This window comes from Micromonospora sp. NPDC049274 (genome assembly GCF_040678875.1).
Lineage (GTDB): Bacteria > Actinomycetota > Actinomycetes > Mycobacteriales > Micromonosporaceae > Micromonospora.
Map to the genome: position 1 here is coordinate 314,719 of NZ_JBFAQS010000001.1, position 23,380 is coordinate 338,098.

A 23,380-nucleotide genomic window follows, 5' to 3' on the forward strand; every position below is an offset into this window, starting at 1 on the left:
CGTTTCCCGGCCGTGAGGGGGGCCGGGCCGCCCGTTGGGCCGCGACGACCCAGGTCAGGGCAGCTTGAAGGGCAGGGTGATTCCGTCCAACGCCCGGCCGCACGCGCAGTCCTGCTCGGCCGGGAGCGCGGCCACCGCGTCCAGCAGCACGTCCCGCAGGCGCTCGGTGTTGGCCGCGAAGACCCGGAACACCTCGTCCTGGGTCACCGACTCGCCGGCCTGCACCCCGGCGTCCAGATCCGTGATCAACGCGATCGACGAGTAGCAGAGCGCCATCTCCCGGGCGAGCACCGCCTCCGGATGGCCGGTCATGTTCACGACAGTTCCGCCTATCGACGCGAACCAGCGGGACTCCGCCCGGGTGGAGAAGCGCGGCCCCTCGACCACCACGACCGTCCCGCCGTCCACGGCCGTGACGTCCCGGGAGGCCGCCGCGGCGAGCAGGGCCCGTCGGCCCCGTGGGCAGTACGGGTCGGCGAACGGCACGTGCACCGCGCCCTCGTCGTAGTAGGTCTGCGCCCGCCCGCTGGTCCGATCGATGAGCTGATCGGGCACCACGAACGTGCCCGGCCCCAGCTCCGGGCGCAGGCCACCGACCGCGCACGGCGCCAGCACCTGGCGTACGCCGAGGGACCGCAGTGCCCACATGTTGGCCCGGTACGGGATCCGGTGCGGCGGATACCGATGGTCGGAACCATGCCGGGGCAGGAACGCGACCCGTCGCCCGGCCACCTCCGCGATGGTCACCGCGTCCGACGGTGGACCGTAAGGGGTGCCCAGCTCATGAGGGGTGCCGTCGAGAAGGGCGTACAGGCCCGAGCCGCCGATCACCGCGAGGTCCGCCGTCGGTGCCATGGAGCCCTCCGTCGCAACTGTCCGATCACCCGCCGGTCAGACCTTAGCCAGCGCCGGGGACGCAGGCTATGGTGCCAGGCATGGCGTTGACAGCGCGGCTGATCCCGATGCACCGTGCGGATCCGACGAATGACGGATCCAGGGTGCGGGCTCACGATTGACGGGTAGGTGGGATGCAGGGAGAGGGCCAGGCGATCGGCGGACGAGCGATGGAGTCGATGACCGGGCGGCTGCTGGTCGCGACTCCGGCGCTCAAGGACCCGAACTTCGACCGTACGGTGGTGCTGCTTGTCGCCCACGAGCCGGGCGGCGCGCTCGGCGTGGTCCTGAACCGGGCCACCGAGGTGCCGGTCGCCGAGGTGCTGGGTGACTGGAGCGACCTGGCCCGTCATCCGGCGGTGCTCTTCGAGGGCGGCCCGGTGCAGCCCGACTCGGCGATCTGCCTGGCCCGGATGCGGCAACCGCTACGCCGGCTCAAGGGCTTCCATCAGGTCTCCGGCGCGGTCGGCACGATCGACCTCTCCGTCGACCCGGAGAAACTGCGGGAGAGCATCGGCGGGATCCGGGTCTTCGCCGGCTACTCCGGCTGGGGCAGCGGGCAGTTGGAGCAGGAGATCGCCGACGGGTCCTGGTTTCTGCTGGACGCCCTGCCCGGCGACGCCTTCGTCGACCGCCCGGACGACCTCTGGCCGATGGTGCTGCGCCGGCAGGGCGGCATGATGGCCGCCGTCGCCCACTTCCCGCCGGACGTGGCCCTCAACTGACCCGGCCGGGCGGGGACCCCGCGAGATGACCATGCGGGCCAGTCTGTGTATAGTTTCCCAGTGCCCGGGCGACCGGGACGACAGCAAGGGGCCGTGGCGCAGCTGGTAGCGCACCACACTGGCAGTGTGGGGGTCAGGGGTTCGAGTCCCCTCGGCTCCACCTTGCGACGAACGCCCTGGCCGGGATGATCCGGCCAGGGCGTTTCGGTGTTCCCACCGACTTCGCCGCGACCAGCACCCCGGCGGGCAGCGACCTAGAATCATCCGCACCTGACACGTCAGGAGGTGGGTGGTGCTGGCGGGATCGTTCATCTCGGTGGTCTACGCGTTCCTGGGGTGGCTCGTCGCATACACCGCCCGTGCCGCCCTGCGGCCGTCGGTGGACAGATATCGCAGTCCCGGGGTGCGGACCACCGCCACCACGAGATCGACCACGCAGTGGTACGCGGCGCACCGGCGCATCGAACGGCCGCTGTATCGGACCGGGATCGCGCTGGCCGTCGTGTCCCCGCTGCCGGTCGGCCTGGGTGCCGCCCTGGGCGACCCGCCGGTGATCGTCGCGGTCCTGGTGCTGGCGGTGCTCGTCGTGCCCTACCTGTTCTACCTGGGCTACGTCGGCAACCGTGCCGCGCTCGACGTCCAGGACGGGCATTGAGCCGATGCTCGGTCGCGTCCTCGCTCAGCTCGCCTGACCGCCGAAGCGCACCCGGATGTCGGACGGGTAGGAGGTCTTCTGCCAGATCACCGAGAATCGGCCCGTCGGGCTGGACGCGGGCTGCGCGAAGCGCCCGTCCGGGGAGAGGATCTCGGCCGCCCCGAACGCGCCGTCCGGCCCGATCGTCCTGGCCTGTACCCGGGTGGTCGAGAAGTCCGGGCTGGGGTTGTTCCACGTGACCAGGCCGTCGCCGTCGTCGTCGAGGGTGACCTTCGGCCAGTCGCCGACACCGAGCCTGGTGACCGTGCCGAGGGTGCCGGCGCTGGAGATCGTACGACCGAACACCTGGGTGCCCTCCGGGGTCCAGCGGCCCCAGGTCAGCACCGCGTCACCGTCCAGGTCGGTGGCGAGTTCGTCGTGGAAGGTCAGTTCGTGCGCGGCGGGCGACACGGCGATGACGTTGCCCAGCGTGTCGGTGTGGCTGTACTGCCGCACCCGCAGGCGAGGCGGCGCCCCCGCCTTCGACCACCGGTAGCTGATCACCGCGTCCCCGTCCCGGTCGAGGGCGACCGATACGGTGCCCTGACTGACGTCGGTGGCCGCCCCGACGACGCTACGCAGAGGCGAGACCTGGTCCGGGCGGACCCGTCGCGCGACGACCCGCTGGTAGTCCTCCGACCAGACGACGAGGGCGGTTCCGGCGCGGTCGATCGCCACGGCGGGCTGGTCGCCGCCCACGCCGAGGGTCAGCTCCGGGCCGAGGGAGCTGTCCGCGCCGAAGTAGCGAGCCTTCGTGATGTACGCGCTGTCGCTGATCTCCGTCCAGGTGACCAGCGCCTGACCCGTGGGGTCCACCGCGACGGCCGGACTGATCGCGGTCCAGGTGGAGATCGTCTGCAGCGGGCCCAGCTCGCCCGACGCGGAGACCCGGCGGCCCACCACGCGGCTGTCCTGCCTCCACACGATGGCGGAGTCGCCGTCGTCGTCGGAGGCGACCTTGGGCCAGGACGCCGAGGCGCCGAGCGGTGAGAGGGTCTGGATCGGGCCCCACACGCCGCCGGCCGAGACGGTCTGCGCCTTGACCTGGTCGTAACAGCCGCTCGCGCTGCTGTCGCAACCTGCCCAGGCGAGCAGCGAGTCACCGTCGCGGTCGACCGCGACGAAGGGCTGGTCCTGCCCGCTCCAGCCGGCCTCGGACACCACCTGCTCCGGTGTCCACGTGGCGGCCTGGGCGGGCGTCGGAACGGCGGCCAGCACCGCCAACGCGCCGACCGCTCCGGCCACGAACCTCCGCGTACGCCGTCCCGCCGCAGGCCTGTCTTCTCCGCGCACCGCCGCCCCCTCGATCGATGAACATGCTCGGTATCAGGGCATGATGCCATCGACGGGGCTCCGCCGCCCGCCGGTCGGGCCGCGGTGGTGTGTGAGCCTGTGGACCATCGCGACCACGGTGCCCGTCGACGGCCTCGGGCAATTTTTTCCGGCTGCGGTAAATGAATCGCGGTGCTCATGCGTGTGCCAGGTGTGGAGCAAGAGCGGAAGGACTTCGCGGACTTCTACCAGCGCTGCCGGGACAACTGCCTGCGTGCCGTACTGGCCAGTGCGGGGGATCGTGCGCTGGCGGAAGACCTGGTCGCTGAGGCGTTCGCGCGGGCCTGGGCGTCCTGGCGCAAGGTGAGCCGGCATCCGGCACCGGCGGCGTGGGTGGTGCGTACCGCCCTCAACATCCGAGTGTCCTGGTGGCGGCGGCGTCGACGCGAGGTCGCCCTCGACGGACACGATCTGCCCCGGCTCGACGACGACGTCCGCGACGTCGACGAGGCGGTGCTGGCCGCCATTCGTCAACTGCCGAAACGGCAACGTGAGGTGATCCTGCTGCGGGTCTGGCTCGACCTGGACACCAACACCGTCGCCGCTGAACTGGGCATCTCGCCACGGACCGTCGCCGTCCATCTGTCTCGCGCCACTGCGGCCCTGCGGGTGCACTTCGTGCCCGTAACCACCTGAGGGATTCGATATGAACGAGGATGAGGTGCTGAACGCGATGAGGAAGACTCTCACCGACGTGCGGATGGACCGTCCGGTCGAGGCGATCGAGAAGCGCGGCCGCACGCGGCGGCGTAACCAGGGCGTGCTCGGTGTGGTCGCCGGTGGCGGGCTCGCCGCCGTGGCCGCCCTCGCGCTGGCTCTGCCGATCGGCTCGGGCCCTTCCGGCTCGGCTCCGGCCGGCGGCACCGCGCCGGTGGCATCGGCGGGTGACGCCACGGCGCCCGTCATGGAACCTGCGGCGTTCTCCGTGGCCAAGCGGGCCGACGGGTCGGTGCAGCTGCGCCTGAAGTCCAAGCAGGTGATCAATCCCGACGCGTTGGAGAAGGCGTTGGCCGACGCCGGCGTTCCGGTAGTCGTCAAGTCCGGCGTCATGTGTACGCCGGAGGGCAGGGAACTGCCCCAGATCAAGGACGTCCTGACGTTCGACCGGATCGACGGGGCCAACGAGGAGGGCGTCTACGGCGATTCGGAGTGGGTGATCGCGCCGGCGAAGATGCCCAAGGGCAGCATCCTGCACTTCAGCGTCTTCCCGGTGCACAAGGGCGGGGACTACGCGAAGGTGGCCTGGGCCCTGGTGCCGAAGGGCGCCCCGATGAACTGCCGCTCCGTCGTGAGCTGACCCGGACAGCCGTACGCGAAAACGCCCCGACCGGGTCACTCCGGTCGGGGCGTTTGTCAAGTATGTCCGGTAGGGGGCGGATTAACCCTGGCGGCTCTTCCACTGCGGGTTCGCGCGGTTCACCACGACCACCCGGCCACGACGGCGGACCACCACCGAACCCGGCTTCTGCTTCAGCGCACGCAACGAGCTACGTACCTTCATGTCTGCCTCCTCGGTCTCAGCGGTTCCGAGTATCGAAACGCCGCGCCCACCCCGGGGATTCCCGCGGCAACGGGCCGAGGCGGTCAAACGGAGGCTCGTGACGGAATCGTCGGTAGACGGACCGTGAAGGTCGCCCCGGCGCCGGGCCGGCTGTCGGTGGAGATCGTCCCACCGTGGCTGGTGACCACCTCGCGCAGGAGAGCCAGGCCCAGACCGAAGCGCCGTTCCTTGGCCCCGGCGCCACGATGGAAGCGGTCGAAGAGGTGTGCCGCGTCGGCCGGGTCGAAGCCGGCTCCGCTGTCCCTGACCACCAGGTCCGCGCCACGGCGGGAGGTACGCAGTAAGACGTCGATGCGACCGCCGGCCGGGGTGTGGGTGAGGGCGTTGGCGAGCAGTTCGCCGACCATGCGGCGCAGGGCCGAGGCGATGCCGGGGACGAGGACCGGAGTGTCCGGGACGGTCAGGTGTAACTGGACGCCCTGCTCCGCGGCGCGGTCGGCCTCACAGTCGACGGCCTGGGCGGCGAGGAGGGCCAGGTTGACGGGCTCGGAGGGGTGCCGGTCGGCCGGGGTGGCGGCGAGGCGGGCGGAGAGCAGGAGTTCGTCGACGATCTCGCCGAGCCGCCGGGTGGTCTCGATCAGGCGGTCGTAGTCGGCGTGGTCGGCGCCGGCGCGGCGGGCCAGGATCTGAGCGCGGGTGTGGACCTGGGCGATGGGGGTGCGCAACTCGTGGCTGGCGTCGGCGACGAAGCGGCGTTGCCGGCCGAGCGCCTCGGCGAGCGGCGCCACGGCCCGGCGGCCCACGGTGATGCCCGTGAGCACTGCCGCGGCGAGGCCGACCATCGCGGCGAGGAGGAAGGCGGCGAGCAGATGACGTCTGTCGGCGAGCTGGAAACGGGCGTCGAACACCGCTTGCACGACGCCGGTCCCACGGGGCTGGGTACGGACGTAGTAGGTAGTGCCGTTGCGCTCGACCTTGTCGCTGCGGACCTGGTGGTCGAGGGCCACCGCGTCGATGGCGGACCGCAGCGGGAAGCCCGGAGGGGGCGGGTTCCGGCCCGAGTCGGTGCGGCCGCCGTCGTACAGGATGATCCAGCTGCAGCCCGGCGGCCCGGCGATGGTGCCGTGGACCGCGCCGTAGTCGAGCTCTCGTTCGATCTGCTCGTGTTGGTTGCGCAGCAGGGCGGCATAGGAGATGGCGGCGCCCAGGGCGAGCAACGTCGTCATGGCGAGCCCGACGAGCAGACTCACCCGGGCCCTGGCCCGGCGCAGCATGGTGTCCTCGAAGCTCACAGGGTGCCCAGCCGGTAGCCGAGGCCGTGCACGGTCCGGATCACCGAGCGGCCGAGCTTGCGGCGCAGGTAGTAGACGTACGTGTCGACAAGCGACGCCGCGGCCGCCTCGTCGAAGACCCGGCTGCGTAGCTCGGAGCGGGAGTGGACGGTGTGCGGTCGGGCCGCGAGGACCCGCAGCAGCTCGAACTCGCGTGCGGACAGGGCGATCCGGGTGCCGTCGGGAAGAACGGCGTCACGTACGGAGAGGTCGAGTTGGCCCGACCCGAGCCGCAGCACCTCGGTGGACTCGCTGGTCCGGCGGCAGAGGGCTCGGATGCGGGCGCTCAACTCGTCCAGGTCGAAGGGCTTCGTCAGGTAGTCGTCAGCGCCCGCGTCGAGGCCGGCGATCCGGTCCTCGACGGTGCCGAGCGCGGTCAGCAGCAGTGCCCGGGCGGCCACCGCACGGGAGCGCAGCCGGACGACCAGGTCCAGCCCGTCGAGGGCGGGCAGGCGCCTGTCGATCACCATCACGTCGTACGGCCGGGTGAGCCCCAGGTGCAGGCCGCGCTGGCCGTCGGGGGCCTGGTCGACGACGTATCCCTCGCCGGTCAGTGTCTCGGCCACCATCCCGCGCAGTTCCGAGTCGTCCTCGACGAGCAGGAGTCGAGTCATACAGCGATCGTGACAGATAGACGGGTATCGTTGTCTATGAAACTTGTCTCCTCAAACAAACATGTTAGGGGGTTCCGGCGGGCACGAGCGACGGTGTAGGAGCGGGAACGCGTGCCTCGCGTCGCTCGATCCAGGTGAGCAGCGGCGTCGTCATGAGTGTGGTGACGAGCGCGACCACCACCAGCACCGTGAACAGCGACGTGTTGACGATGCCCGCCTCCAGTCCCACGTTCAGGGCGATCAGCTGCATCAGGCCCCGGGCGTTCATGAGGGCGCCGACGCGCAGCGCGACCCTGTTCGGCTCCCCGCGCATCCGGGCCGCGGCCCAGCAGGCGCCGAACTTGCCGACGATCGCCACTGTCACGCACGCGGCGGCGAAGCCGAGCACGGCCAGGTTGCCCAGCAGCGCGAACTCGGTGCGCAGCCCGGAGTAGGTGAAGAACAGCGGCAGGAACACCGTCGCGGCGATCGGTGTCAGCGTGTCGACCACCTTGTCGGTCTGCGCGGAGCGTGGCATCACCACGCCGACCGCGAAGGCGCCGAAGACCGCGTAGAGCCCGATCTCGTCGGTGTACCAGGCGACCAGGAAGAGGAGCGCCACAGTGCCGAGCAGCCGCGCGCGATCGCCCGGGAGCCCCATGACGTAGCCGGTCACCCGCCGCCCACCCAGCCACAGCGCCACCCCGAACAGCAGCGCGCCACCCGCGCAGACCAGGGCCGGGCCGACGGAGCCCGAGGCGAACGCCAGCACCACCGCCAGCATGATCCACGCGACCATGTCGTCGATCGCGCCGCTGGCCAGGGCGAGCAACCCGTGGCGGGTGCCGGTCTGGCCGCGCTCGGTGATGATCCGGGCGAGCATCGGAAAGGCCGTGATCGCCAGCGCCACGCCGACGAACGCCGCGGACACACCGAGCGGCACACCGTCCGTGCGGATCGGGACGAAGCCCGCCGTGCCGAGGACCAGCAGGACCCCCAGCGCCAGCGGAGCGGTGACACCCGCGAGCGACACCGCGCCCGCCGTGCCCGCGAGCCCGGTCACCCGGTGGGAGGTGAAGGCGTACCCGGCCTGGAACATGAACAGCACCAGGCCCACCTGGCCGACCACGTACAGGATCGGCAGCAGCGGCGCGGGGAAGAGCACGGCCTGCGCGCCCGGCCAGAGCAGGCCGAGCAGCGAGGGGCCGAGCAGCACCCCGGCGAGCATCTCGCTCACGACGGGAGGCTGGCCCACCTTGCCGAGCAGCCAGGCGACCAACTTGCAGAAGAGAAGAATGACCGCGACCGCGATGAAGAACCGCGGGGCGAGTTCGCTGGGGGTCACGCGCTGGCCTCCTCGAAGAAACGGGTGCACAACTTCTGTCGTCGGGCGTCGACGACCATCCAGGTACCGCAGACCAACTGCTTGACCGAGCGCCCCACGTCGAAGATCCGGTCGCGCTGCCGCATGAGGGTGAGCCGGCTGCGGCCGGGACCGGGGAGACCCCGGGGCGTCAGGTACGCGGGACCGCGACTCGGCAGCGAGCGGGTGTGCTCTGCCGACGAGCTGACCGAGAAGCGCCGCAGCACCTCCCGGGTCGCCGCGCGTAGCTGGACGGGGGCCGAACCGCGCGCCGGACAGGCCCGGTTGGCATTCACGCCGTACGGGATGAAGTGGGCGTCCTGCCGGTGTAACGACAGCCAGCGGTCCGGGTTGAACGCATCGTCCGCGGCGGGACCGGTGCGCTGATAGGCCCGGTAGTTGAAGAGGAGCACGGATCCGGTGGGGAGGACGTGATCGCCCACGGTGATGGGTCCGGAGGTGATCCGGTGCGCGATGCCGAAGAGCGGATGCACGCGGAGCGTCTCGTCGATCAACCGGTCGAGCGACTCGTTCGACGTGTCCGTGACGGACCCCGAGCACAGCAGGATGTGGGCCATGGCCTCCGACATCTGCACCACTGCCGTGGTGAAGAACGCGCCGTGCAGGTACCAGGCGGTCTCCAGGGCGGTGAAGGGCGGCGGCAGTACGACCGGGCACGTTCCGGAGGTGATCCGGTCCAGCAGGTAGCTAGTCAGACGATTCCGCCGGGACATGTGCCGCAGGCTCATCCCCTTCAGGGCGGTCGCCACGTCGTCCGCGTTCGCCACGATGAGATCGCGGACGTCGCGCGGGCAGGGTGCGCCGAACACCAGCTCGTACGAGATCTCGGCCCAGATCGGCATCATCAGGTCACGTAGTCGCACGTGGCTGATCCGGCCAGTCGGGAGCGTGTCGAGGATCCGCCGGGTCGCGGCCGTCGCCAGCTCGTCGGTGCGCGCGTGCGGCATGGCGAGCACCTGCCGGGTCGTCCGCGCGACAGTCCTGTACCGCTCGCCGGGCTCGAGGTGCTCCTGATGCATCTGCGGGCCGGGCGCGAGCCAGTACCAGAAGAGGTCCGACAGGCCGGCCCCGCGGCTGCGCCCGTCGGCGGCCGGATCGCTGTAGACCCGGAGGAAGTCCTCCGGCCCCACCAGCGGCCCGGGCACGGGAATGCCCTCGGTCCCGTTGACCCGCTCGAAGATCCACTCCCGCAGGTCGACCACTGCCTTCACCGGGTCGTCACCTGGTCGGGCGTCAGATCGGCCGGCCGCCGCGCTCCGGCCAGGGCGAGGGCCTGATCCAGCTCGGTGGTGAGTCGCTCAAGAGCTTCGCGTACGCCCGCCGCCCCGCCCGCCGCGAGCCCCCGCACCACCGGGCGCCCCACAAGCACCGCCTCCGCCCCGAGCGCCAGCGCGATCACCACGTCGGTGCCGCAGCGCACACCCCCGTCGAGCAGCACCGGGATCCGCCCATCCACGGCCGCCACGACCGCGGGCAGCGCGTCGAGCGTGGGAATGGTCCCGTCGAGCTGTCGTCCACCGTGGTTGGACACGATCACACCGGCGACGCCGTGCTCGACGGCGAGTCGGGCGTCCGCGGGATGCAGGATGCCCTTGAGCAGGATCGGCAGGGGCGTGACGCCGCGCAGCCACGTGATCCGATCCCAGCCCACCGTCGCGTCCATCGCGATCGAGCGCACCCTTCCGGTCGCGTCGCGCATGTTCTCGCAGGCGTAGCCGGGCGGCAGGTCCGTGAAGCCGTTACGCATGTCACGCTCGCGCCGTCCGAACACCGGGGAGTCCACTGTCACCACGAGCGCTCGGCAACCCGCCGACTCGGCGCGCTTGACCACGTACTCCGTGAAGTCGAGGTCGGGTTGCGGGTACAACTGGAACCACAGCGTCCCGCCCGCCACCGCGATCTCCTCGACCGGCTGGGTGGCGGCCATGCTGACCACCAGCGTCGTGCCGGCCGCCGCGGCCCCCCGCGCGGTGGCCGCCTCGCCGTCCGGGTGCGCGAGCCGATGGAAGGCCGTCGGAGCGACCAGGACCGGCGCGGCCAGCGAGGTGCCGGCCACTAAGGCCCGCAGGTCCCGCTCGCCGGTCGCCCGCAGCACCCGTGGCACGATCCACCGTCGCTCGAAGGCCCGCTCGTTGGCGGCCAGGGTGCGCTCCCGCCCGGCCCCACCCTCGAAGAAGTCCTGGTGAACCGGGTCCATGTCAGCCCTCGGCGCCGGCGAGGCAGCGACCCAGGAACTCCTGCAACGGCCGTACGTGGACGTCCGGCCGGTCCCACCGGTTCTCCAGGTTCTCGGCGAGGTGGTGCGTGCTGATCAGCCGGCCGTCGCGGTGGTAACGGACGACCGGGTGCAGGTACGCCGCATCGTGTGCCTGCCCCACGACGTCCTGAGCGACGCGGGACACGGTGATGTCGAACGGGTCGACCTGGTCGTGGTCGGGGCCGTACTCGAGAGTGATCACGAACGCCTGGTCGTGGTCGTGTTCGGCGGTGCGGAGGCCCGTCGACACGAAGTAGGCCACCGGTACCTCCTCGTGGTAGCGGGCCTCGGGTCCGGCGACGGTGAGCACGTCGGCGATGAATCCGAACTGCTGCCACAGGGCCGAGCTGCGGTTGACCCGCTCGATGACGGCCGCGGTCATGGCCGCCGGCTCGACGGCGAGCTTGTCGAACGGCCAGGCCGTGGCGTCGTAGCGGCGGGACAGGATCCTGTGCAGTGCGCGCACGGCATAGCGGAAACCGTGCACGAAGCCGCTTGTGGACTTCTTGAAGTCGCGCTCCTGAGAGATCGTCCCGGCGAAGAACAGCCCGGGGACGTTCACCGACTCCCAGGCCTCGGTCTGTGCCGGGAACCGGTCTGAGATGGCGAGCTGTGGCCGCGCCGAGGAGTCGAAGATCGAGTCGTCGAAACGGAATCCCGTACACGCCAGCACCCGGTCGTAATGCAGCTCCTTCACGACCTCGTTCGCCCGCGAGAAGCTGAACGCGACCTTGTAGCCCGTGCCGTCGCGCTCGATGCTCTTGATCGTGCCGTCCAGGATCGCGTTTGCCGACTTGAGCTGATAGGTGTCGAGGAAGTTGTTGTTCACCGCGCGCAGGTGCCCGACGTAGTGGGTGCGCCACGCCATCCGGACCGAACTGGGCCCCGCGACGTGGATCAGTGTCGTGGTCTCCATGAGGTTCTCGGCGGTCTCGAAGGCCGAGTTGCCCTTGCCGATGATCAACACCTTCTGGTCGAGGTAGTCCCGTGGCTCGACGCTCATCACGTCGTACCCCTCGGCCAGGTCGAACCCCGGGATGTCCGGCTCGTAGGTCTTCGACACACCGGTGGCGACGATCACCGCGCGGGCCTCCCAGCGCCGGTCGCCGGCCTCGACCGTGAACACGTCGTCGTGCCTGGACACACGCGTCACCCGAGTGTCGTAACTGACCTTGACGCCGGTCTTCGCCGCGAAGTCGGCGAGGTAGCGCACCATCACCTCGGCATCCGGGAAGTACCGCTCGGTGTACTGCGTGAACAGCAGCGCCGGGTCGTCGGTGAGCAGGGAATTCCAGTCGAGCCGCAGATTCAGCTCGGGGTCGTCCGTGCCCGTGTGTGGCTTGTTGATCGAGATGAGTTGGCGGTGCCGCGGATAGGTGGCGAAGAACGCCCCCGGCCCGTCGGCGCCCTCCAGGACCACATAGTCAGACCTGCCCTCGGCCTCGAGCAGGGCGGCGAGTTGAAGGCCGGCCGGACCGGCCCCGATGATCAGGTAATCAAGCGTCACGGCGCTCACCGTACGAGCCGGAATTCAGAGAGATTTCAAGCTCTTCCAGAATCGCGGCTGCCCTTCGCACGTCGGAGTCGAGCGGCCGGTCCGGGTCGATCGGGGGGATCTCCTCCAAGGCTCGGAGGATGCCGTCACAGCCCGCCGCCGTGGGCCGGCGCGCCCCCACGTGCACCGCCTGGCGCAGCCCGAGCCCGAGCGACCCGGTGATCAGGCGCAACAATTCCGCCTGGTCCAGGGCGCGCAGAGCAGCCTGCGTGCCGAGCGGGATGACGTCCTGGTTGTGCAGGTTGGTGGGAAGGCTCTGCAGGCTTGCGGGCACACAGTCGCGCCTGATCTCGGTGATGAGCGCGGTCGACGCGAGCTGTACGCCCTGCAGCCCGTGCTGCTGACCTGGTCCCGCCGCGAGCATCGGCGGCAGTCCGCCGTTGCGTCCGGGATCCACGAGCAGGTCGAGTTGGCGCTCGGCGAGGTTGCCGACCTGGGCGATCACCATGGACAGGACGTCGGCGGCGAACGCGGCGGGCTGGCCGAAGAAGTTGCCACCGTGCACGACCTTGTCGTCGGCCGGGAAGAACAGGGGGTTGTCGCTCACCCCGCCGAGGTCCGCCGACACGACGCCGTCGACATAGCGCAGGGCGTCCTCGGCCGCTCCGAGTAGCTGCGGCGCGCAACGGATGCTGTAGGGCTCCTGCAACGCTCTCGTGCCGGACTTCCGCAGGCCGGCGGAGGTCGCCCGCATCGCGGCGCCGACCCCGATGGCGCCCGGGTGACCGTAGGCGCCGAGGAGGGCGGGATCGAGAAACTGCGGATCACAGCCGAGCAGGTCTGCGAGCAGACAGGTCAACGTCTGCACCACGCGGTGCGAGATGCGGACCCGGCCCAGGGCGAGGGCCAGCGCCGCCGTGGTGAGCGACGTGCCGTTGACAAGCGCGAGCGCATCCCGGCCATCGAGCGGCAGCGGCTCCAGGCCGGCCTTCGTCAGGGCATCCCCGGCGGGCATCCGGACGCCGTCCAGGTAGGCGTGCCCGCGACCGCGCAACGCCTGAGCGGCGGCACCGAGCGGGATCAGGTCACCGCTGGCTCCCACCGATCCGAGCCGGGGCATCGCCGGCGTGAACGTCGTGCCAAGCATGGCCGCGAGCGCGTCGATCACGTGCGGCGAGACCCCCGAGGCGCCCCGGGCCAGGGACCAGGCGCGGACCAGCAGCGTCGCGCGCACGACGTCCGGGGCGAGGTCCGGGCCCTGGCCCGCCCCGAGGTGAGCGAGGGTGTTGTCGGCCTGGTCGCGCTGGTCGGCGCGGCCCGCGTAACCGACGAGCGCCCCGAAGCCGGTGGTGGCACCGTAGATCGCCCTGTCGTCGCCGAGTGCCTTGGCGAGGAATGTGCGGCCGGTCGCCACTCGACCGCGCACCTCCTCGCCGACCACGACCGTGACCGGGCCTGCGGCGACACGCAGGTCGGCGAGGCGCAGGGGTAAGGCCAGATCCACCTCAATCGTCATGGGAGCGGATGCTAGAGGCAATTTCTCAGAGCACTCTGAAATTGCCTCAGTAAATTGCGGCCCATGACGCACGATTGCCTGATCATCGGAGCCGGGCCGGCAGGCCTGCAGCTCGCAGCCCTGCTCAAGCGCGACGGTCACGACTACGTGGTGCTGGAGGGCGGCCCACGGGCGGGTACATTCTTCGAGACCTATCCGCGGCATCGCCAGCTGATCTCGATCAACAAGGTGTGGACCGGGTCGGAGGACCCGGAGTTCAATCTACGGTCGGACTGGAACTCGCTGTTGACCGACGATCCGGCGCTGCTCTTCAAGCGCTACAGCACACGCTACTTTCCCGCCGCGGACGATCTCGTGCGGTATCTCGCCGACTTTGCGCGGGGTCTGAACGTCGTTTACGACACCCGGGTGACCTCTGTGTCGAAGGCCGACGACGTGTTCACCGTGCAGGCCGGCGACCAGAGCTGGACGGCACGCAGGGTCGTCGTCGCCACCGGCGTCTCCGAGCTCTACGTGCCACCGATCGAGGGCGCTCACCTGGCCGAACGGTACGACACCGTCAGCGTCGAACCCGCCGATTTCGTCAACCAGCGCGTGTTGATCGTCGGTAAGGGCAACTCGGCCTTCGAGACCGCGGACGCGCTCGTCGAGACCGCCGCCACGATTCACGTCGCCGGGCCGCACTCCATCAAGCTGGCCTGGCAGACCCATTACGTCGGGCACCTGCGGGCGGTGAACAACAACTTCCTGGACACCTATCAGCTCAAGTCACAGAACGCCGTCCTGGACGGCACGGTGGAACAGATCAGCCAGCGGGAGGGCGGCGGGTTCCGGGTGCTTTTCCGGTACGCCCGAACGGTCGAGAATCTGCGCGAGCTCGAGTACGACCGGGTCATCCTCTGTACCGGATTCCGCTTCGACGCGACCATCTTTGCCGAGTCCGCCCGGCCGGAGCTGGTCATCAAGGATCGGTTCCCGGCGCAGACGCCTGCCTTCGAGTCGGTGAACGTCCCCGGTCTCTACTTCGCCGGCACCCTCAGTCAGCAGCGTGATTTCAAGAAGTCCACGAACGGCTTCATCCACGGCTTCCGCTATGCCACCCGCGCGCTGCACCACATCCTCCGCGAGCGGCACCACGGGCAGCCCTGGCCGTCCCGGCAGATCGCCCCGACGCCGGAGGCGATCGCCGATTCGATCATCACCCGGATCAACGTGACCTCGGCACTGTGGCAGCAGTTCGCGGTGCTCGGCGATGTCATCACGGTCGAGGGCGAAACCGCCCGCTACCGCGAGGAGGTGCCGGTCGCCTATCTGCGGGACGCGGAGCCGGACGTGTTCGCGTTCCTGATCACCCTCGAGTACGGCCCCGACCACGACCAGGTCGACCCGTTCGACATCACCGTGCCGCGTCCGGCCGAGAACGACGCGAACGCCGCGCACGACGCCAGCTATCTCCACCCCGTCGTCCGGGTGCTGCGCGACGGGCAGATCGTCGCCATGCACCACCTGGCGGAGAACCTGGAGAACAACTGGGACCTGCCGACCGTGCATCGGCAGCCCCTCGAGGTCTTCGTCAAGGGCGTCCTCGCCGATGCCCGCTGACGTCTGGCCGCAGCCCGTCCTCGACCTCCTGGCAGCCGGCGGGGACCGGCCGGTCTTCGAGGACGGACCGATCGTCACGACAGCCTCGGAGATGGCGGGCCTGATCCGGCGCATCGCCGCCGGGCTGCGCTTGTCCGGCGCCGGACCCGGGGTGGGTGTCGCGCTCGATCTGCCGGTCACCGCCGCCGCCTTCGCCGCCACGATGGCCGCCTTCGCCGTCGGGGCGCGGGTGTCCGGGTGGCGTGCCGACCTGAGCCCGGCACAGCTCTCCGGCTCGCTCGTGGTCGACTCGGCTCGGCTGGCCTCGCTCGCCGAGCATCCCGACGACGGGCTGCCACTTGTCGCAGCGGGACGGGCTGAGGATCCCGCGCGGATCATCTGGACCAGCGGCAGCACGGGGACGCCGAAGGGCGCGGTGCAGACCTACGCGGCGATGTCGGCGGCCTGGGCCCCGTACCCGGACCGATGGCCCCCGGCCGTCGCCGAACTGGCCACCCGGTTGCGGCGCTACCTGGTCTTCGGCTCGCTGGCCAGTCAGGTGATGCTGGAGTACGGCGTCCTCGCCCTCGCCGCGGGCGGCACCCTCGTCGTGGCGCCCCGGCCGGTCTTCCCGGCTGCCCTGGCCGAACACCGGGCCACGGCGAGCGTGATCACCGTCGGCAAGCTGCACCAGCTGATCCGGGACCAGCGCGCCAACCCGGTGGACCTGCGTCACCTGCGGGCGCTGATGGTCTCCGGGTCGCCACTCGCGCCGGGACGCCTGGCGGAGGCGCTCGACGTGCTGGGCCCGGTGCTCTTCCACGGTTACGGGCAGACCGAGACATCGATGATCGCCATGGTGACCCCCGCCGAGATGCTGGCCGACGTCGCCACGCTCGCCACTGTCGGTCGTCCGGCCGTGGACGTCTCCCTTCGCGACGGGGAGATCTACGTCCGCACACCCGCGCAGGCATCCTCGTACTGGCAGGACCCGGACGAGTCGGCCGAGGTGTTCGTGGACGGCTGGGTGCGTACCCGTGACCTGGGGGAGCTCGGCGTCGACGGATACCTGCGGTTGCTCGGGCGGGTGCGCGACGTGATCATCGTCAACGCGCAGATCGTCTACGCCGGGCCGGTGGAGCGGGCGCTCGCCGCCGATGCCGCGGTCGCTGAGGCGTACGTCGTCGGAGGTCCGGACGAGACGACAGGTGAGGCCGTGCACGCCTACGTGGTGCCGGTGGCCGGCAGAACGCCCGACCCGGACGTGTTGTGCAAGCTGGTGGCCGCACAGGTGAACGATCTCGCGGTGCCGCGAACCGTCACGGTCATCGATCGGGTCCCGCTCGCGCCCAGCGGCAAGCCGGACAAGAGTCAACTCCTGCAAGCTCGATGACGGTGCGCCGGTATTGCAACACCGGGCCCGCCGCGCGATTCCCGGGCCCGGGTGTCGAACCTTTGGCGTCCCGCGCCCGTACCAGTGCACGGGAGGTCAAGCCATGAGCGTGCGTCGGATGCTCGTCGTGGTGCTGGTCGCCGTGGCGGTCGCACCGCTGGGCGCGGCACCCGCGTGGGCGCACGGCGCCCCCACCGACCCGGTCAGCCGGGCGGCGGCCTGCGGACCGGAGGGGCGGTACGCGGGCACCGCCGCCTGCCGGGCCGCCGTCGAAGCGGGTGCGGCGGTTCGGGAGTGGGACAACGTACGGGTCGCCGCGATCAACGGGCGGGATCGGGAACGGATCCCGGACGGCGAGCTGTGCAGCGGAGGGCTGTCCGCGTACCGGGGATTGGATCTGCCCCGCACCGACTGGCCGAGCACCGAGGTGACCACGGGCGCGACGTTCATGTTCCGGTACCGGACCACAATCGAGCACCGGGGCACCTTCCGGCTCTACGTCACCAGGCCCGACTACGATCCCCGCAAGCGGCTGACCTGGGCGGATCTGGAAACGCGTCCCTTCCTGACGGTGTCTGACCCGCCGGTGCGCGGCGGGGCGTACCAGTTGGCGGGGCGGCTGCCGGCGGACCGCAGCGGCCGGCACCTGATCTACACGATCTGGCAGAACTCGAACACGCCGGACACCTACTACTCCTGCTCCGATGTCGTGTTCCGGAAGGCGCGAAGCGGCGCGACGAAGAGTGCGACGAAGGCAGCGCCGGCTGCTGCGCGTACCGCCGAGGGCAAGCCCGCCGCCACCGACCCGGCGGCGGTGAAGGCGGCGGCCGACCCGGGCGTGCCGGTGGCGTCGGTGACCGACCTCGGCGCGCGGTGGCCGGTGCTGGCCGGTGCCGCCGTCGTGCTGGTCCTGGCGCTGGTGGGCGTGGGCCGGCGACGACGTGGCGCGGCGGCCCCGGTGGGGCGGCAGTGCGAGGTCCGCAACCACCGGGCCGGGCGGCGCCGGATCTGGTGATCCGGGCCGCCCGCGCGGTTCAGCCCAGCAGCCGGTCGATCTCGGCCAGCTCCTCGGCGGCGAAGTCGAGGTTGCCCACGGCGGCGATGTTGGTCTCCAACTGCTCGACGCTGCTCGCTCCGATGATGAGGCTTGTCATCCGCGGGTCGCGCAGCGCCCAGGCCAGCGCGAGCTGGGCCAGCGACTGGTCGCGGCGCTCGGCGACCTCGGCGAGCCCTCGGATGGTGGCCATCTTCTCGTCGCTGAGGTCGCTCTCGTTGAGGAAGACGCTTGTGCGTACCCGCGAGTCGGCCGGGATGCCGCCCAGGTAGCGGTCGGTCAGCAGGCCCTGAGCGAGGGGGCTGTACGCGATGCAGCCGGCACCGACCTCCTCCAGCGTGTCGAGCAGGCCGTCGGACTCGGTCCAGCGGTTCAACATCGAGTACGACGGCTGGTTGATCAGCAGCGGTGTGCCCAGGTCGCGCAGGATCGCGGCGGCCCGTGCGGTCTGCTCCGAGTTGTAGTTCGAGATGCCCACGTAGAGCGCCTTGCCGGAGCGGACGGCGGCGTCCAGCGCGCCCATCGTCTCCTCGAGCGGAGTGTCCGGGTCGAAGCGGTGCGAGTAGAAGATGTCGACGTAGTCCAGGCCCATCCGGCCCAGCGACTGGTCCAGCGACGAGATCAGGTTCTTGCGCGAGCCCCACTCGCCGTACGGGCCGGGCCACATCAGGTAGCCAGCCTTGCTGGAGATGACCAGCTCGTCCCGGTACGGCCTGAGGTCGGTGGCGAGCAGCCGGCCGAAGTTCTCCTCCGCCGCGCCCGGCGGGGGACCGTAGTTGTTCGCCAGGTCGAAGTGGGTGACGCCCAGGTCGAAGGCACGCCTGACGATGGCACGCTGCCTGTCGAACGGGCGGTCCGGGCCGAAGTTGTGCCAGAGCCCGAGGGAGACGACGGGCAGTCGCAGACCACTGCGTCCGCTGCGCCGGTAGGTCATGGTGTCGTAGCGGTCATCCGGGGCGAGATAAGTCACGATCATGAGCCTAGCCGCGGCCCGTCGTGCCCGGGATCGGGCGTGGAAACCAGGACAACGGGGTAGTTTCGAGGCCATGCGGTTCATCGCCCTCGACACCCCCAAACCGCTCTCCAGGATCGGCCTCGGCACCTGGCAGTTCGGCTCCCGCGAGTGGGGCTACGGCCCCGACTTCGAGTCCCGGGCCGCGCAGATCGTCCGGCGGGCCGTCGAGCTGGGCGTGACCGTCTTCGACACCGCCGAGGTCTACGGTTTCGGGCGCAGCGAGCGGATCCTCGGCGCTGCGCTCGGCGACGACCGGCCCAAGGTCATAGTTGCCAGCAAGATCTTCCCCGTGCTGCCGGTGGCCGCTGTGGTGCAGCAGCGGGCGGTCGCCTCGGCGGCCCGCCTCGGTGTCACAAGCATCGACCTCTACCAGGTGCACCAGCCCAACCCGCTCGTCGCCGACCACACCACCATGCGCGGCATGCGCGCCCTGCAGGACGTCGGGCTGGTCGGCGAGGTGGGAGTGAGCAACTACGGGCTGCGCCGCTGGCAGGTCGCCGAGGCCGCGCTCGGCCGGCGGGTGCTCAGCAACCAGGTCCGCTACAGCATGCTGGACCGCGCGCCCGAACAGGACCTGCTGCCGTACGCGCGGCAGGCCGGGCGGGTCGTCATCGCGTACAGCCCGTTGGCGCAGGGCTTCCTGTCCGGCCGCTACGACGCGGGAAACCCGCCCACCGGCGCGATCCGCCGCACCAACCCGTACTTCCTGCCGGAAAATTTGGAGCGCGGCGCCGTCCTCATCGACACGCTGCGCCAGGTCGCCCAGGCGCACGACGCCACCCCCAGCCAGATCGCGCTGGCGTACCTGTTGCACCATCCGAACGTGGTGGCCATTCCCGGCGCGTCAAGCGTGGAGCAGATGGAACGCAACGCCGCCGCAGCCGAGATCGACCTCGCCGACGACGAGTACGCGGCGCTCGCCGAAGCCGCCAAACGGTTCCGCCCGGTCACCGGGCTCGCCGCGCTGCCCCGGATGCTGCGCGCCCGGATCACCGCCCCGACGGAGAAATGAGCACAGTGGACGACATCACCGCACTGATCCTGGACGACCACGCCGCCTTCCGGCGCGGCTTCGCCCGCCTCGACGACGCCCGCGACGAGCAGGAGCTGCTGGCCATCTGGGACGCGCTCGCCCTGCACCTGGACATCCACGCCGAGGCGGAGGAGGCGATCCTCTACCCGCACCTGGTCAAGCACGGTGACGACGGTGAGGACGAGACCGCCGACGCGATCGGCGACCACAACAAGATCCGTGACGCCATCGCCGAGTCCAAGCTGCACCCGGTCGGCTCGAAACCCTGGTGGGAGGCCGTCGGCACGGCCCGCCGGGAGAACAGCGAGCACCTGGCCGAGGAGGAGGACGAGGCGCTGCCCGACTTCCGCCGGCACGCCAGCTTCGAGCTGCGCGCCGAGCTGGGCCAGCGCTGGCTGACCTTCTACGGCGAGCACAAGAATGGTCGCGACCTGCCGTTCCGCGACAAGGACCCGCAGGGGTACGTCGCCGACCACCGCTGAGATCTCCCCGCCGTGGGGGAGTCGCGCCCCGGGGTGACGGCAGCAGAATGTCCGCATGACCCTGCGCGCGGCACTGGCCCCGCTGGTCGCTGGCAGCACCTGGCGACGCGGCGTGTTCCTGCTGCTCGGCGGCGTGCTGGCGCTGCCGTACGGGGTCCTCGCGGTGACCTTCGCGCAGATGCTCACCGACTCGGAGATCCCCCGCCCACTTGTGTACGCCCTGCTGGTGATCGCGACGTTGATCGCGGTAGTGCCGTTGCTGCTGGACGGCAGCCGGGCTCTGGAGATCGCCGCCTGCCGGACGCTGCTCGGCGTCGACCTGCCCGACCCCGCGCCGGGGCACCGGGGCGACCGGGAGAGCAGGCTGCGCGGCGCGCTCTGGATCGCCACGCACCTCATCGTCGGCGCACTGGTGATGTTCGCCCTGTTCAGTGCCCTGCCGATGGCGCTGGCGTTCATCGCCCAGCAGTTCGGCGTGGGCGACGAACTGACAAGCGGGGAGCAGTTCGGGCCGCTTGACGGGCGGGACAGCGGCTGGCTGACGCTGACCGGGGTGGGCCTGCTGGTCGGCCTCGGTTACGCCGTCGCCGGGCTCGGCGCGCTCGCCGTGTCCATGGCGCCGGTGCTGCTCGGCCCCGCCCAGGCCGAGCGGATCGCCGCGCTGGAGGCGCGGGCCACCCGACTTGCCGAACGCAACCGGCTGGCCCGGGAACTGCACGACTCGGTAGGTCACGCGCTGACCGTGGCCACCCTCCAGGCCGGCGCGGCCCGCGAGGTGCTCGACACCGATCCGGAGTTCGTCCGGCGGGCACTGAGCGCCATCGAGGAGGCCGGCCGGACCGCGATGGACGAGCTGGACCACGTGCTCGGGCTGCTCCGCGAGACCGGCGGCGACCGGCCCTCGGCGGCGCCGCAGCGTACCCTCGCCGACCTGGATCGGCTGGTCTCCGACACCCGCGCGGCCGGACTGACTGTGCACGCGCAGCGCGTCGGCGACCCGACCCGACTACCCGCGATCGTCTCGCGGGAGGGCTACCGAATCGTCCAGGAGGGACTGACGAACGCCGCCCGCTACGGCCACGGCCCTGTGACACTGCGCCTGGACCTGCGGTCGGACGCGATGGAACTGGAGCTGGTCAACACGATGAGCCGCCCCGACCGGGCCGACACGGGGCGGTCCGGTCGGGGCCTGGACGGCATGCGGGAGCGGGTACTGTTGCTCGGCGGTCGACTCACAGTGGGCCCGGACGGCGACCGCTGGCTGATCCGCGCCCGTCTGCCCTACGAGGACGTGCGATGACCACCGGCGTGCTGATCGTCGACGACGACGAGTTGATCCGGGTCGGGCTGCGGGCCATCATCGACGCCCAACCCGACCTGCGGGTGCTCGCCGAGGCCGCCGACGGCGCCGAGGTGCCGCCGCTGGTCGCCCGGCACCGCCCGGACGTGGTGCTGATGGACGTGCGGATGCCCGGCATCGACGGCATCCAGGCCACCCGGCACCTGATGGCCACCTCCGCCGACCCGCCCCGGGTGCTGGTGGTCACCACGTTCGCCAACGACGAGTACGTCTACGAGGCGCTGCGCGCCGGCGCCTCCGGCTTCCTGCTCAAACGAGCCCGGCCGGCGGAGGTGGTGGAGGCGGTCCGGGTCGTCGCGGCAGGCGAGTCGCTGCTCTTCCCGGCCGCTATCCGTCAACTCGTCGGGGCGTACGGGCCGGCGGGTGGCGATCGGCTGCGCGCCGCCCGGCTCACCGAGCGGGAGGCCGAGGTGCTGCGGCTGATGACCACCGGCCGGTCCAACCCGGAGATCGCCGCGCACCTGGTCGTCGGTGTGGAGACGGTCAAGACGCACGTCGGCAACGTGCTGGCCAAGCTGGGCGTCCGCGACCGAACGCAGGCGGTCATCGCCGCGTACGAGTCCGGCTTCGTCACCCCGTCGGGCTGAACGGTCCCCCACCCGGGGGAGCGGGTTCACCGCCGGCCGGGAGGGATTCGACGGGCTGTCGGTCGAGGCTGAGAGCATGACGACGATCACTTCCTCCCCACCCCGCTCCGGCTCCCGGTGGCCCGACCGGTTCGCCCCGCTGGCCGCCGCGTGGCTCGGCCTGTGGGGCGTTCTCGCCCTGGTGAGCACGCTCACCGGCGCCGGCTACCCGTTCGGCGCGAACGACACCCACGGCGGCGACGTCAACCTGCTGCGCCTGGTGCCGGTGGACCTGGCCACCCCGCTCTTCGCCGGCGTCCTGCTCACCGCCGCCGTGGCCGCGCTGGCGATGAGCCGCCCGGCGATCCGACCGCCCGGTCCGCTGCGGGCACTGCTCGCCGGCTACGGCTGGGCGGTGGCGTTCGGACTCGCCGTGGTCGTCCCGGACGCCCGGGTGCTCGTCGTCCTCGGCTACCTGCCGATCCTGATCGTCGGAGCGCCGTTCGGCTGGCCGCCGATCGACTACTCCGAGGTCCTCAACTGGGCGCTGTTCGGCCGGTTCGCCGCGCTGGCCGGCGGGCTGCTGCTGGCCGGGGCGGTGCTCGTCTGGCAGCGCCGCACCGCCGAGGCGTGCGTGGGTTGCGGCCGCGACGGCACCGACAGGGGTTGGACCACCCCGGCCGCCGCCGCGCGCTGGGGTCGCTGGGCCGCCGGCATCGCCGCCGCCATTCCCCTGGCGTACGCGTCGACCCGGTTCGCCTGGGCGGCCGGCATCCCGCTCGGCATCTCCCGGGAGTTCCTCACCGAGATGCAGGAAACCGGGCTGGTCTGGGCCGGTTTCGGGCTGGGCGCGTTCGCCACCGTCGGTGCGATCCTCACCCTCGGCCTGGTGCAGCGCTGGGGCGAGCGGTTCCCGGGCTGGATGGTCGGCCTCGCCGGTCGCCGGGTGCCGGTGAAGCTGGCGGTGGTGCCGGCCGCCCTGGTCGCCATCGCGGTGACCGCGGCCAGCCTGGGGCTGCTCAGCAACCCCGAGTTCTACCGGCTCACCGGCGGGTTCAGCCCCACCGGAACCCCGATGCTGCTCTGGCCGGTGTGGGGCGTGGCGCTCGGCGCGGCCGCCTACGCGTACCACCTGCGCCGCCGGGGAAGCTGCCGGCGCTGCGGGCGGGGCTGA

Annotated in this window: 23 protein-coding genes and 1 tRNA gene; 13 read left to right on the forward strand and 11 right to left on the reverse strand. The window is 71.1% G+C overall.

The features are described 5' to 3' along the window. Positions 1-54: 54 nt before the first annotated feature. A complete protein-coding gene (locus tag AB0K10_RS01385; protein WP_363678774.1) occupies positions 55-855 on the reverse strand; it encodes an S-methyl-5'-thioadenosine phosphorylase in 801 nt (266 codons plus the stop codon). Positions 856-1,028: 173 nt separating this feature from the next. Between AB0K10_RS01385 and AB0K10_RS01390 the strand changes: the two genes are divergently transcribed. From AB0K10_RS01390 to AB0K10_RS01400, 3 genes are all read left to right on the forward strand, one after another. Further along, positions 1,029-1,619, forward strand: coding sequence for a YqgE/AlgH family protein (locus tag AB0K10_RS01390; RefSeq protein WP_234583082.1), 591 nt, complete (start codon positions 1,029-1,031; stop codon positions 1,617-1,619). Positions 1,620-1,706: 87 nt separating this feature from the next. After that, a tRNA-Ala gene (locus AB0K10_RS01395) sits at positions 1,707-1,779 on the forward strand. 132 nt (positions 1,780-1,911) lie between these two features. Continuing rightward, complete coding sequence (locus AB0K10_RS01400; RefSeq protein WP_363678776.1) at positions 1,912-2,274, forward strand: SdpI family protein; 363 nt, start codon at positions 1,912-1,914, stop codon at positions 2,272-2,274. A 24-nt stretch (positions 2,275-2,298) separates the two neighbouring features. Here AB0K10_RS01400 and AB0K10_RS01405 read toward each other — a convergent pair whose 3' ends face one another. Further along, positions 2,299-3,558, reverse strand: a complete 1,260-nt coding sequence (locus tag AB0K10_RS01405) for a hypothetical protein (protein WP_363678778.1) — start codon at positions 3,556-3,558, stop codon at positions 2,299-2,301. Between the two features lie 240 nt (positions 3,559-3,798). Between AB0K10_RS01405 and AB0K10_RS01410 the strand changes: the two genes are divergently transcribed. Beyond that, on the forward strand, positions 3,799-4,281 hold the full coding sequence (locus tag AB0K10_RS01410; protein ID WP_363678780.1) for a sigma-70 family RNA polymerase sigma factor: 483 nt from the start codon (positions 3,799-3,801) through the stop codon (positions 4,279-4,281). Positions 4,282-4,291: 10 nt separating this feature from the next. Continuing rightward, entirely contained in the window at positions 4,292-4,942 is a 651-nt protein-coding gene (locus tag AB0K10_RS01415; protein WP_363678782.1) for a hypothetical protein, read from the forward strand. Between the two features lie 81 nt (positions 4,943-5,023). Here the strand turns inward: AB0K10_RS01415 and AB0K10_RS01420 are convergent, their stop codons facing one another. The 8 genes from AB0K10_RS01420 to AB0K10_RS01455 form a co-directional block, all read right to left on the reverse strand. After that, a complete protein-coding gene (locus tag AB0K10_RS01420; protein ID WP_030490864.1) occupies positions 5,024-5,146 on the reverse strand; it encodes a 50S ribosomal protein L36 in 123 nt (40 codons plus the stop codon). 83 nt (positions 5,147-5,229) lie between these two features. Then, on the reverse strand, positions 5,230-6,438 hold the full coding sequence (locus tag AB0K10_RS01425; protein ID WP_363678784.1) for a HAMP domain-containing sensor histidine kinase: 1,209 nt from the start codon (positions 6,436-6,438) through the stop codon (positions 5,230-5,232). Then, on the reverse strand, positions 6,435-7,091 hold the full coding sequence (locus AB0K10_RS01430; RefSeq protein WP_266249139.1) for a response regulator transcription factor: 657 nt from the start codon (positions 7,089-7,091) through the stop codon (positions 6,435-6,437). Before AB0K10_RS01430 ends, AB0K10_RS01425 begins: the two co-directional genes overlap by 4 nt. Positions 7,092-7,155: 64 nt before the next feature. Then, positions 7,156-8,415: a cation:proton antiporter gene (locus AB0K10_RS01435; RefSeq protein ID WP_363678786.1), complete on the reverse strand. Its 1,260-nt coding sequence runs from the start codon at positions 8,413-8,415 to the stop codon at positions 7,156-7,158. After that, positions 8,412-9,665 carry a cytochrome P450 gene (locus AB0K10_RS01440; RefSeq protein WP_363678788.1) on the reverse strand — a complete coding sequence of 418 codons (1,254 nt, stop codon included), beginning with the start codon at positions 9,663-9,665 and terminating at the stop codon, positions 8,412-8,414. Before AB0K10_RS01440 ends, AB0K10_RS01435 begins: the two co-directional genes overlap by 4 nt. Beyond that, entirely contained in the window at positions 9,662-10,651 is a 990-nt protein-coding gene (locus AB0K10_RS01445) for an alpha-hydroxy acid oxidase (protein ID WP_363678790.1), read from the reverse strand. Before AB0K10_RS01445 ends, AB0K10_RS01440 begins: the two co-directional genes overlap by 4 nt. Before the next feature lies 1 nt (position 10,652). Next, positions 10,653-12,218 carry an NAD(P)-binding domain-containing protein gene (locus AB0K10_RS01450; RefSeq protein ID WP_363678792.1) on the reverse strand — a complete coding sequence of 522 codons (1,566 nt, stop codon included), beginning with the start codon at positions 12,216-12,218 and terminating at the stop codon, positions 10,653-10,655. Beyond that, positions 12,208-13,722: an aromatic amino acid ammonia-lyase gene (locus AB0K10_RS01455; RefSeq protein WP_363678794.1), complete on the reverse strand. Its 1,515-nt coding sequence runs from the start codon at positions 13,720-13,722 to the stop codon at positions 12,208-12,210. Before AB0K10_RS01455 ends, AB0K10_RS01450 begins: the two co-directional genes overlap by 11 nt. 63 nt (positions 13,723-13,785) lie before the next feature. Between AB0K10_RS01455 and AB0K10_RS01460 the strand changes: the two genes are divergently transcribed. From AB0K10_RS01460 to AB0K10_RS01470, 3 genes are all read left to right on the forward strand, one after another. Further along, complete coding sequence (locus AB0K10_RS01460; RefSeq protein WP_363678796.1) at positions 13,786-15,324, forward strand: NAD(P)-binding domain-containing protein; 1,539 nt, start codon at positions 13,786-13,788, stop codon at positions 15,322-15,324. Further along, positions 15,314-16,696 carry a fatty acid--CoA ligase family protein gene (locus tag AB0K10_RS01465; protein ID WP_363678799.1) on the forward strand — a complete coding sequence of 461 codons (1,383 nt, stop codon included), beginning with the start codon at positions 15,314-15,316 and terminating at the stop codon, positions 16,694-16,696. The genes AB0K10_RS01460 and AB0K10_RS01465 overlap by 11 nt, the downstream gene beginning before the upstream one ends. A 103-nt stretch (positions 16,697-16,799) precedes the next feature. Further along, entirely contained in the window at positions 16,800-17,711 is a 912-nt protein-coding gene (locus AB0K10_RS01470; protein WP_363678801.1) for a lytic polysaccharide monooxygenase, read from the forward strand. Positions 17,712-17,730: 19 nt separating this feature from the next. On the opposite strand, the gene mgrA is transcribed toward AB0K10_RS01470, so the two are convergent. Next, the gene (mgrA, locus tag AB0K10_RS01475; protein ID WP_363678803.1) at positions 17,731-18,726 is read right to left on the reverse strand and encodes an L-glyceraldehyde 3-phosphate reductase; all 996 of its coding nucleotides are present in this window, start codon (positions 18,724-18,726) and stop codon (positions 17,731-17,733) included. A gap of 70 nt (positions 18,727-18,796) precedes the next feature. Between mgrA and AB0K10_RS01480 the strand changes: the two genes are divergently transcribed. From AB0K10_RS01480 to AB0K10_RS01500, 5 genes are all read left to right on the forward strand, one after another. Next, on the forward strand, positions 18,797-19,777 hold the full coding sequence (locus tag AB0K10_RS01480; RefSeq protein WP_363678805.1) for an aldo/keto reductase: 981 nt from the start codon (positions 18,797-18,799) through the stop codon (positions 19,775-19,777). Beyond that, a complete protein-coding gene (locus tag AB0K10_RS01485) occupies positions 19,774-20,280 on the forward strand; it encodes a hemerythrin domain-containing protein (protein ID WP_354817962.1) in 507 nt (168 codons plus the stop codon). The genes AB0K10_RS01480 and AB0K10_RS01485 overlap by 4 nt, the downstream gene beginning before the upstream one ends. Before the next feature lie 55 nt (positions 20,281-20,335). Continuing rightward, positions 20,336-21,580: a histidine kinase gene (locus AB0K10_RS01490; protein ID WP_363678808.1), complete on the forward strand. Its 1,245-nt coding sequence runs from the start codon at positions 20,336-20,338 to the stop codon at positions 21,578-21,580. Further along, on the forward strand, positions 21,577-22,227 hold the full coding sequence (locus tag AB0K10_RS01495; protein WP_363678810.1) for a response regulator transcription factor: 651 nt from the start codon (positions 21,577-21,579) through the stop codon (positions 22,225-22,227). The genes AB0K10_RS01490 and AB0K10_RS01495 overlap by 4 nt, the downstream gene beginning before the upstream one ends. A gap of 76 nt (positions 22,228-22,303) precedes the next feature. Continuing rightward, positions 22,304-23,380: a hypothetical protein gene (locus AB0K10_RS01500; RefSeq protein WP_363678812.1), complete on the forward strand. Its 1,077-nt coding sequence runs from the start codon at positions 22,304-22,306 to the stop codon at positions 23,378-23,380.

Coding starts and splice junctions, on each gene's coding strand:
- AB0K10_RS01465 (WP_363678799.1), top strand. CDS start 15,314: ATGCCCGCTGACGTCTGGCCGCAGCCCGTCCTCGACCTCCTGGCAGCC.
- AB0K10_RS01470 (WP_363678801.1), top strand. CDS start 16,800: ATGAGCGTGCGTCGGATGCTCGTCGTGGTGCTGGTCGCCGTGGCGGTC.
- AB0K10_RS01430 (WP_266249139.1), bottom strand. CDS start 7,091: ATGACTCGACTCCTGCTCGTCGAGGACGACTCGGAACTGCGCGGGATG.
- AB0K10_RS01390 (WP_234583082.1), top strand. CDS start 1,029: ATGCAGGGAGAGGGCCAGGCGATCGGCGGACGAGCGATGGAGTCGATG.
- mgrA (WP_363678803.1), bottom strand. CDS start 18,726: ATGATCGTGACTTATCTCGCCCCGGATGACCGCTACGACACCATGACC.
- AB0K10_RS01455 (WP_363678794.1), bottom strand. CDS start 13,722: ATGACGATTGAGGTGGATCTGGCCTTACCCCTGCGCCTCGCCGACCTG.
- AB0K10_RS01480 (WP_363678805.1), top strand. CDS start 18,797: ATGCGGTTCATCGCCCTCGACACCCCCAAACCGCTCTCCAGGATCGGC.
- AB0K10_RS01420 (WP_030490864.1), bottom strand. CDS start 5,146: ATGAAGGTACGTAGCTCGTTGCGTGCGCTGAAGCAGAAGCCGGGTTCG.
- AB0K10_RS01500 (WP_363678812.1), top strand. CDS start 22,304: ATGACGACGATCACTTCCTCCCCACCCCGCTCCGGCTCCCGGTGGCCC.
- AB0K10_RS01415 (WP_363678782.1), top strand. CDS start 4,292: ATGAACGAGGATGAGGTGCTGAACGCGATGAGGAAGACTCTCACCGAC.
- AB0K10_RS01445 (WP_363678790.1), bottom strand. CDS start 10,651: ATGGACCCGGTTCACCAGGACTTCTTCGAGGGTGGGGCCGGGCGGGAG.
- AB0K10_RS01490 (WP_363678808.1), top strand. CDS start 20,336: ATGACCCTGCGCGCGGCACTGGCCCCGCTGGTCGCTGGCAGCACCTGG.
- AB0K10_RS01460 (WP_363678796.1), top strand. CDS start 13,786: ATGACGCACGATTGCCTGATCATCGGAGCCGGGCCGGCAGGCCTGCAG.
- AB0K10_RS01485 (WP_354817962.1), top strand. CDS start 19,774: ATGAGCACAGTGGACGACATCACCGCACTGATCCTGGACGACCACGCC.
- AB0K10_RS01385 (WP_363678774.1), bottom strand. CDS start 855: ATGGCACCGACGGCGGACCTCGCGGTGATCGGCGGCTCGGGCCTGTAC.
- AB0K10_RS01495 (WP_363678810.1), top strand. CDS start 21,577: ATGACCACCGGCGTGCTGATCGTCGACGACGACGAGTTGATCCGGGTC.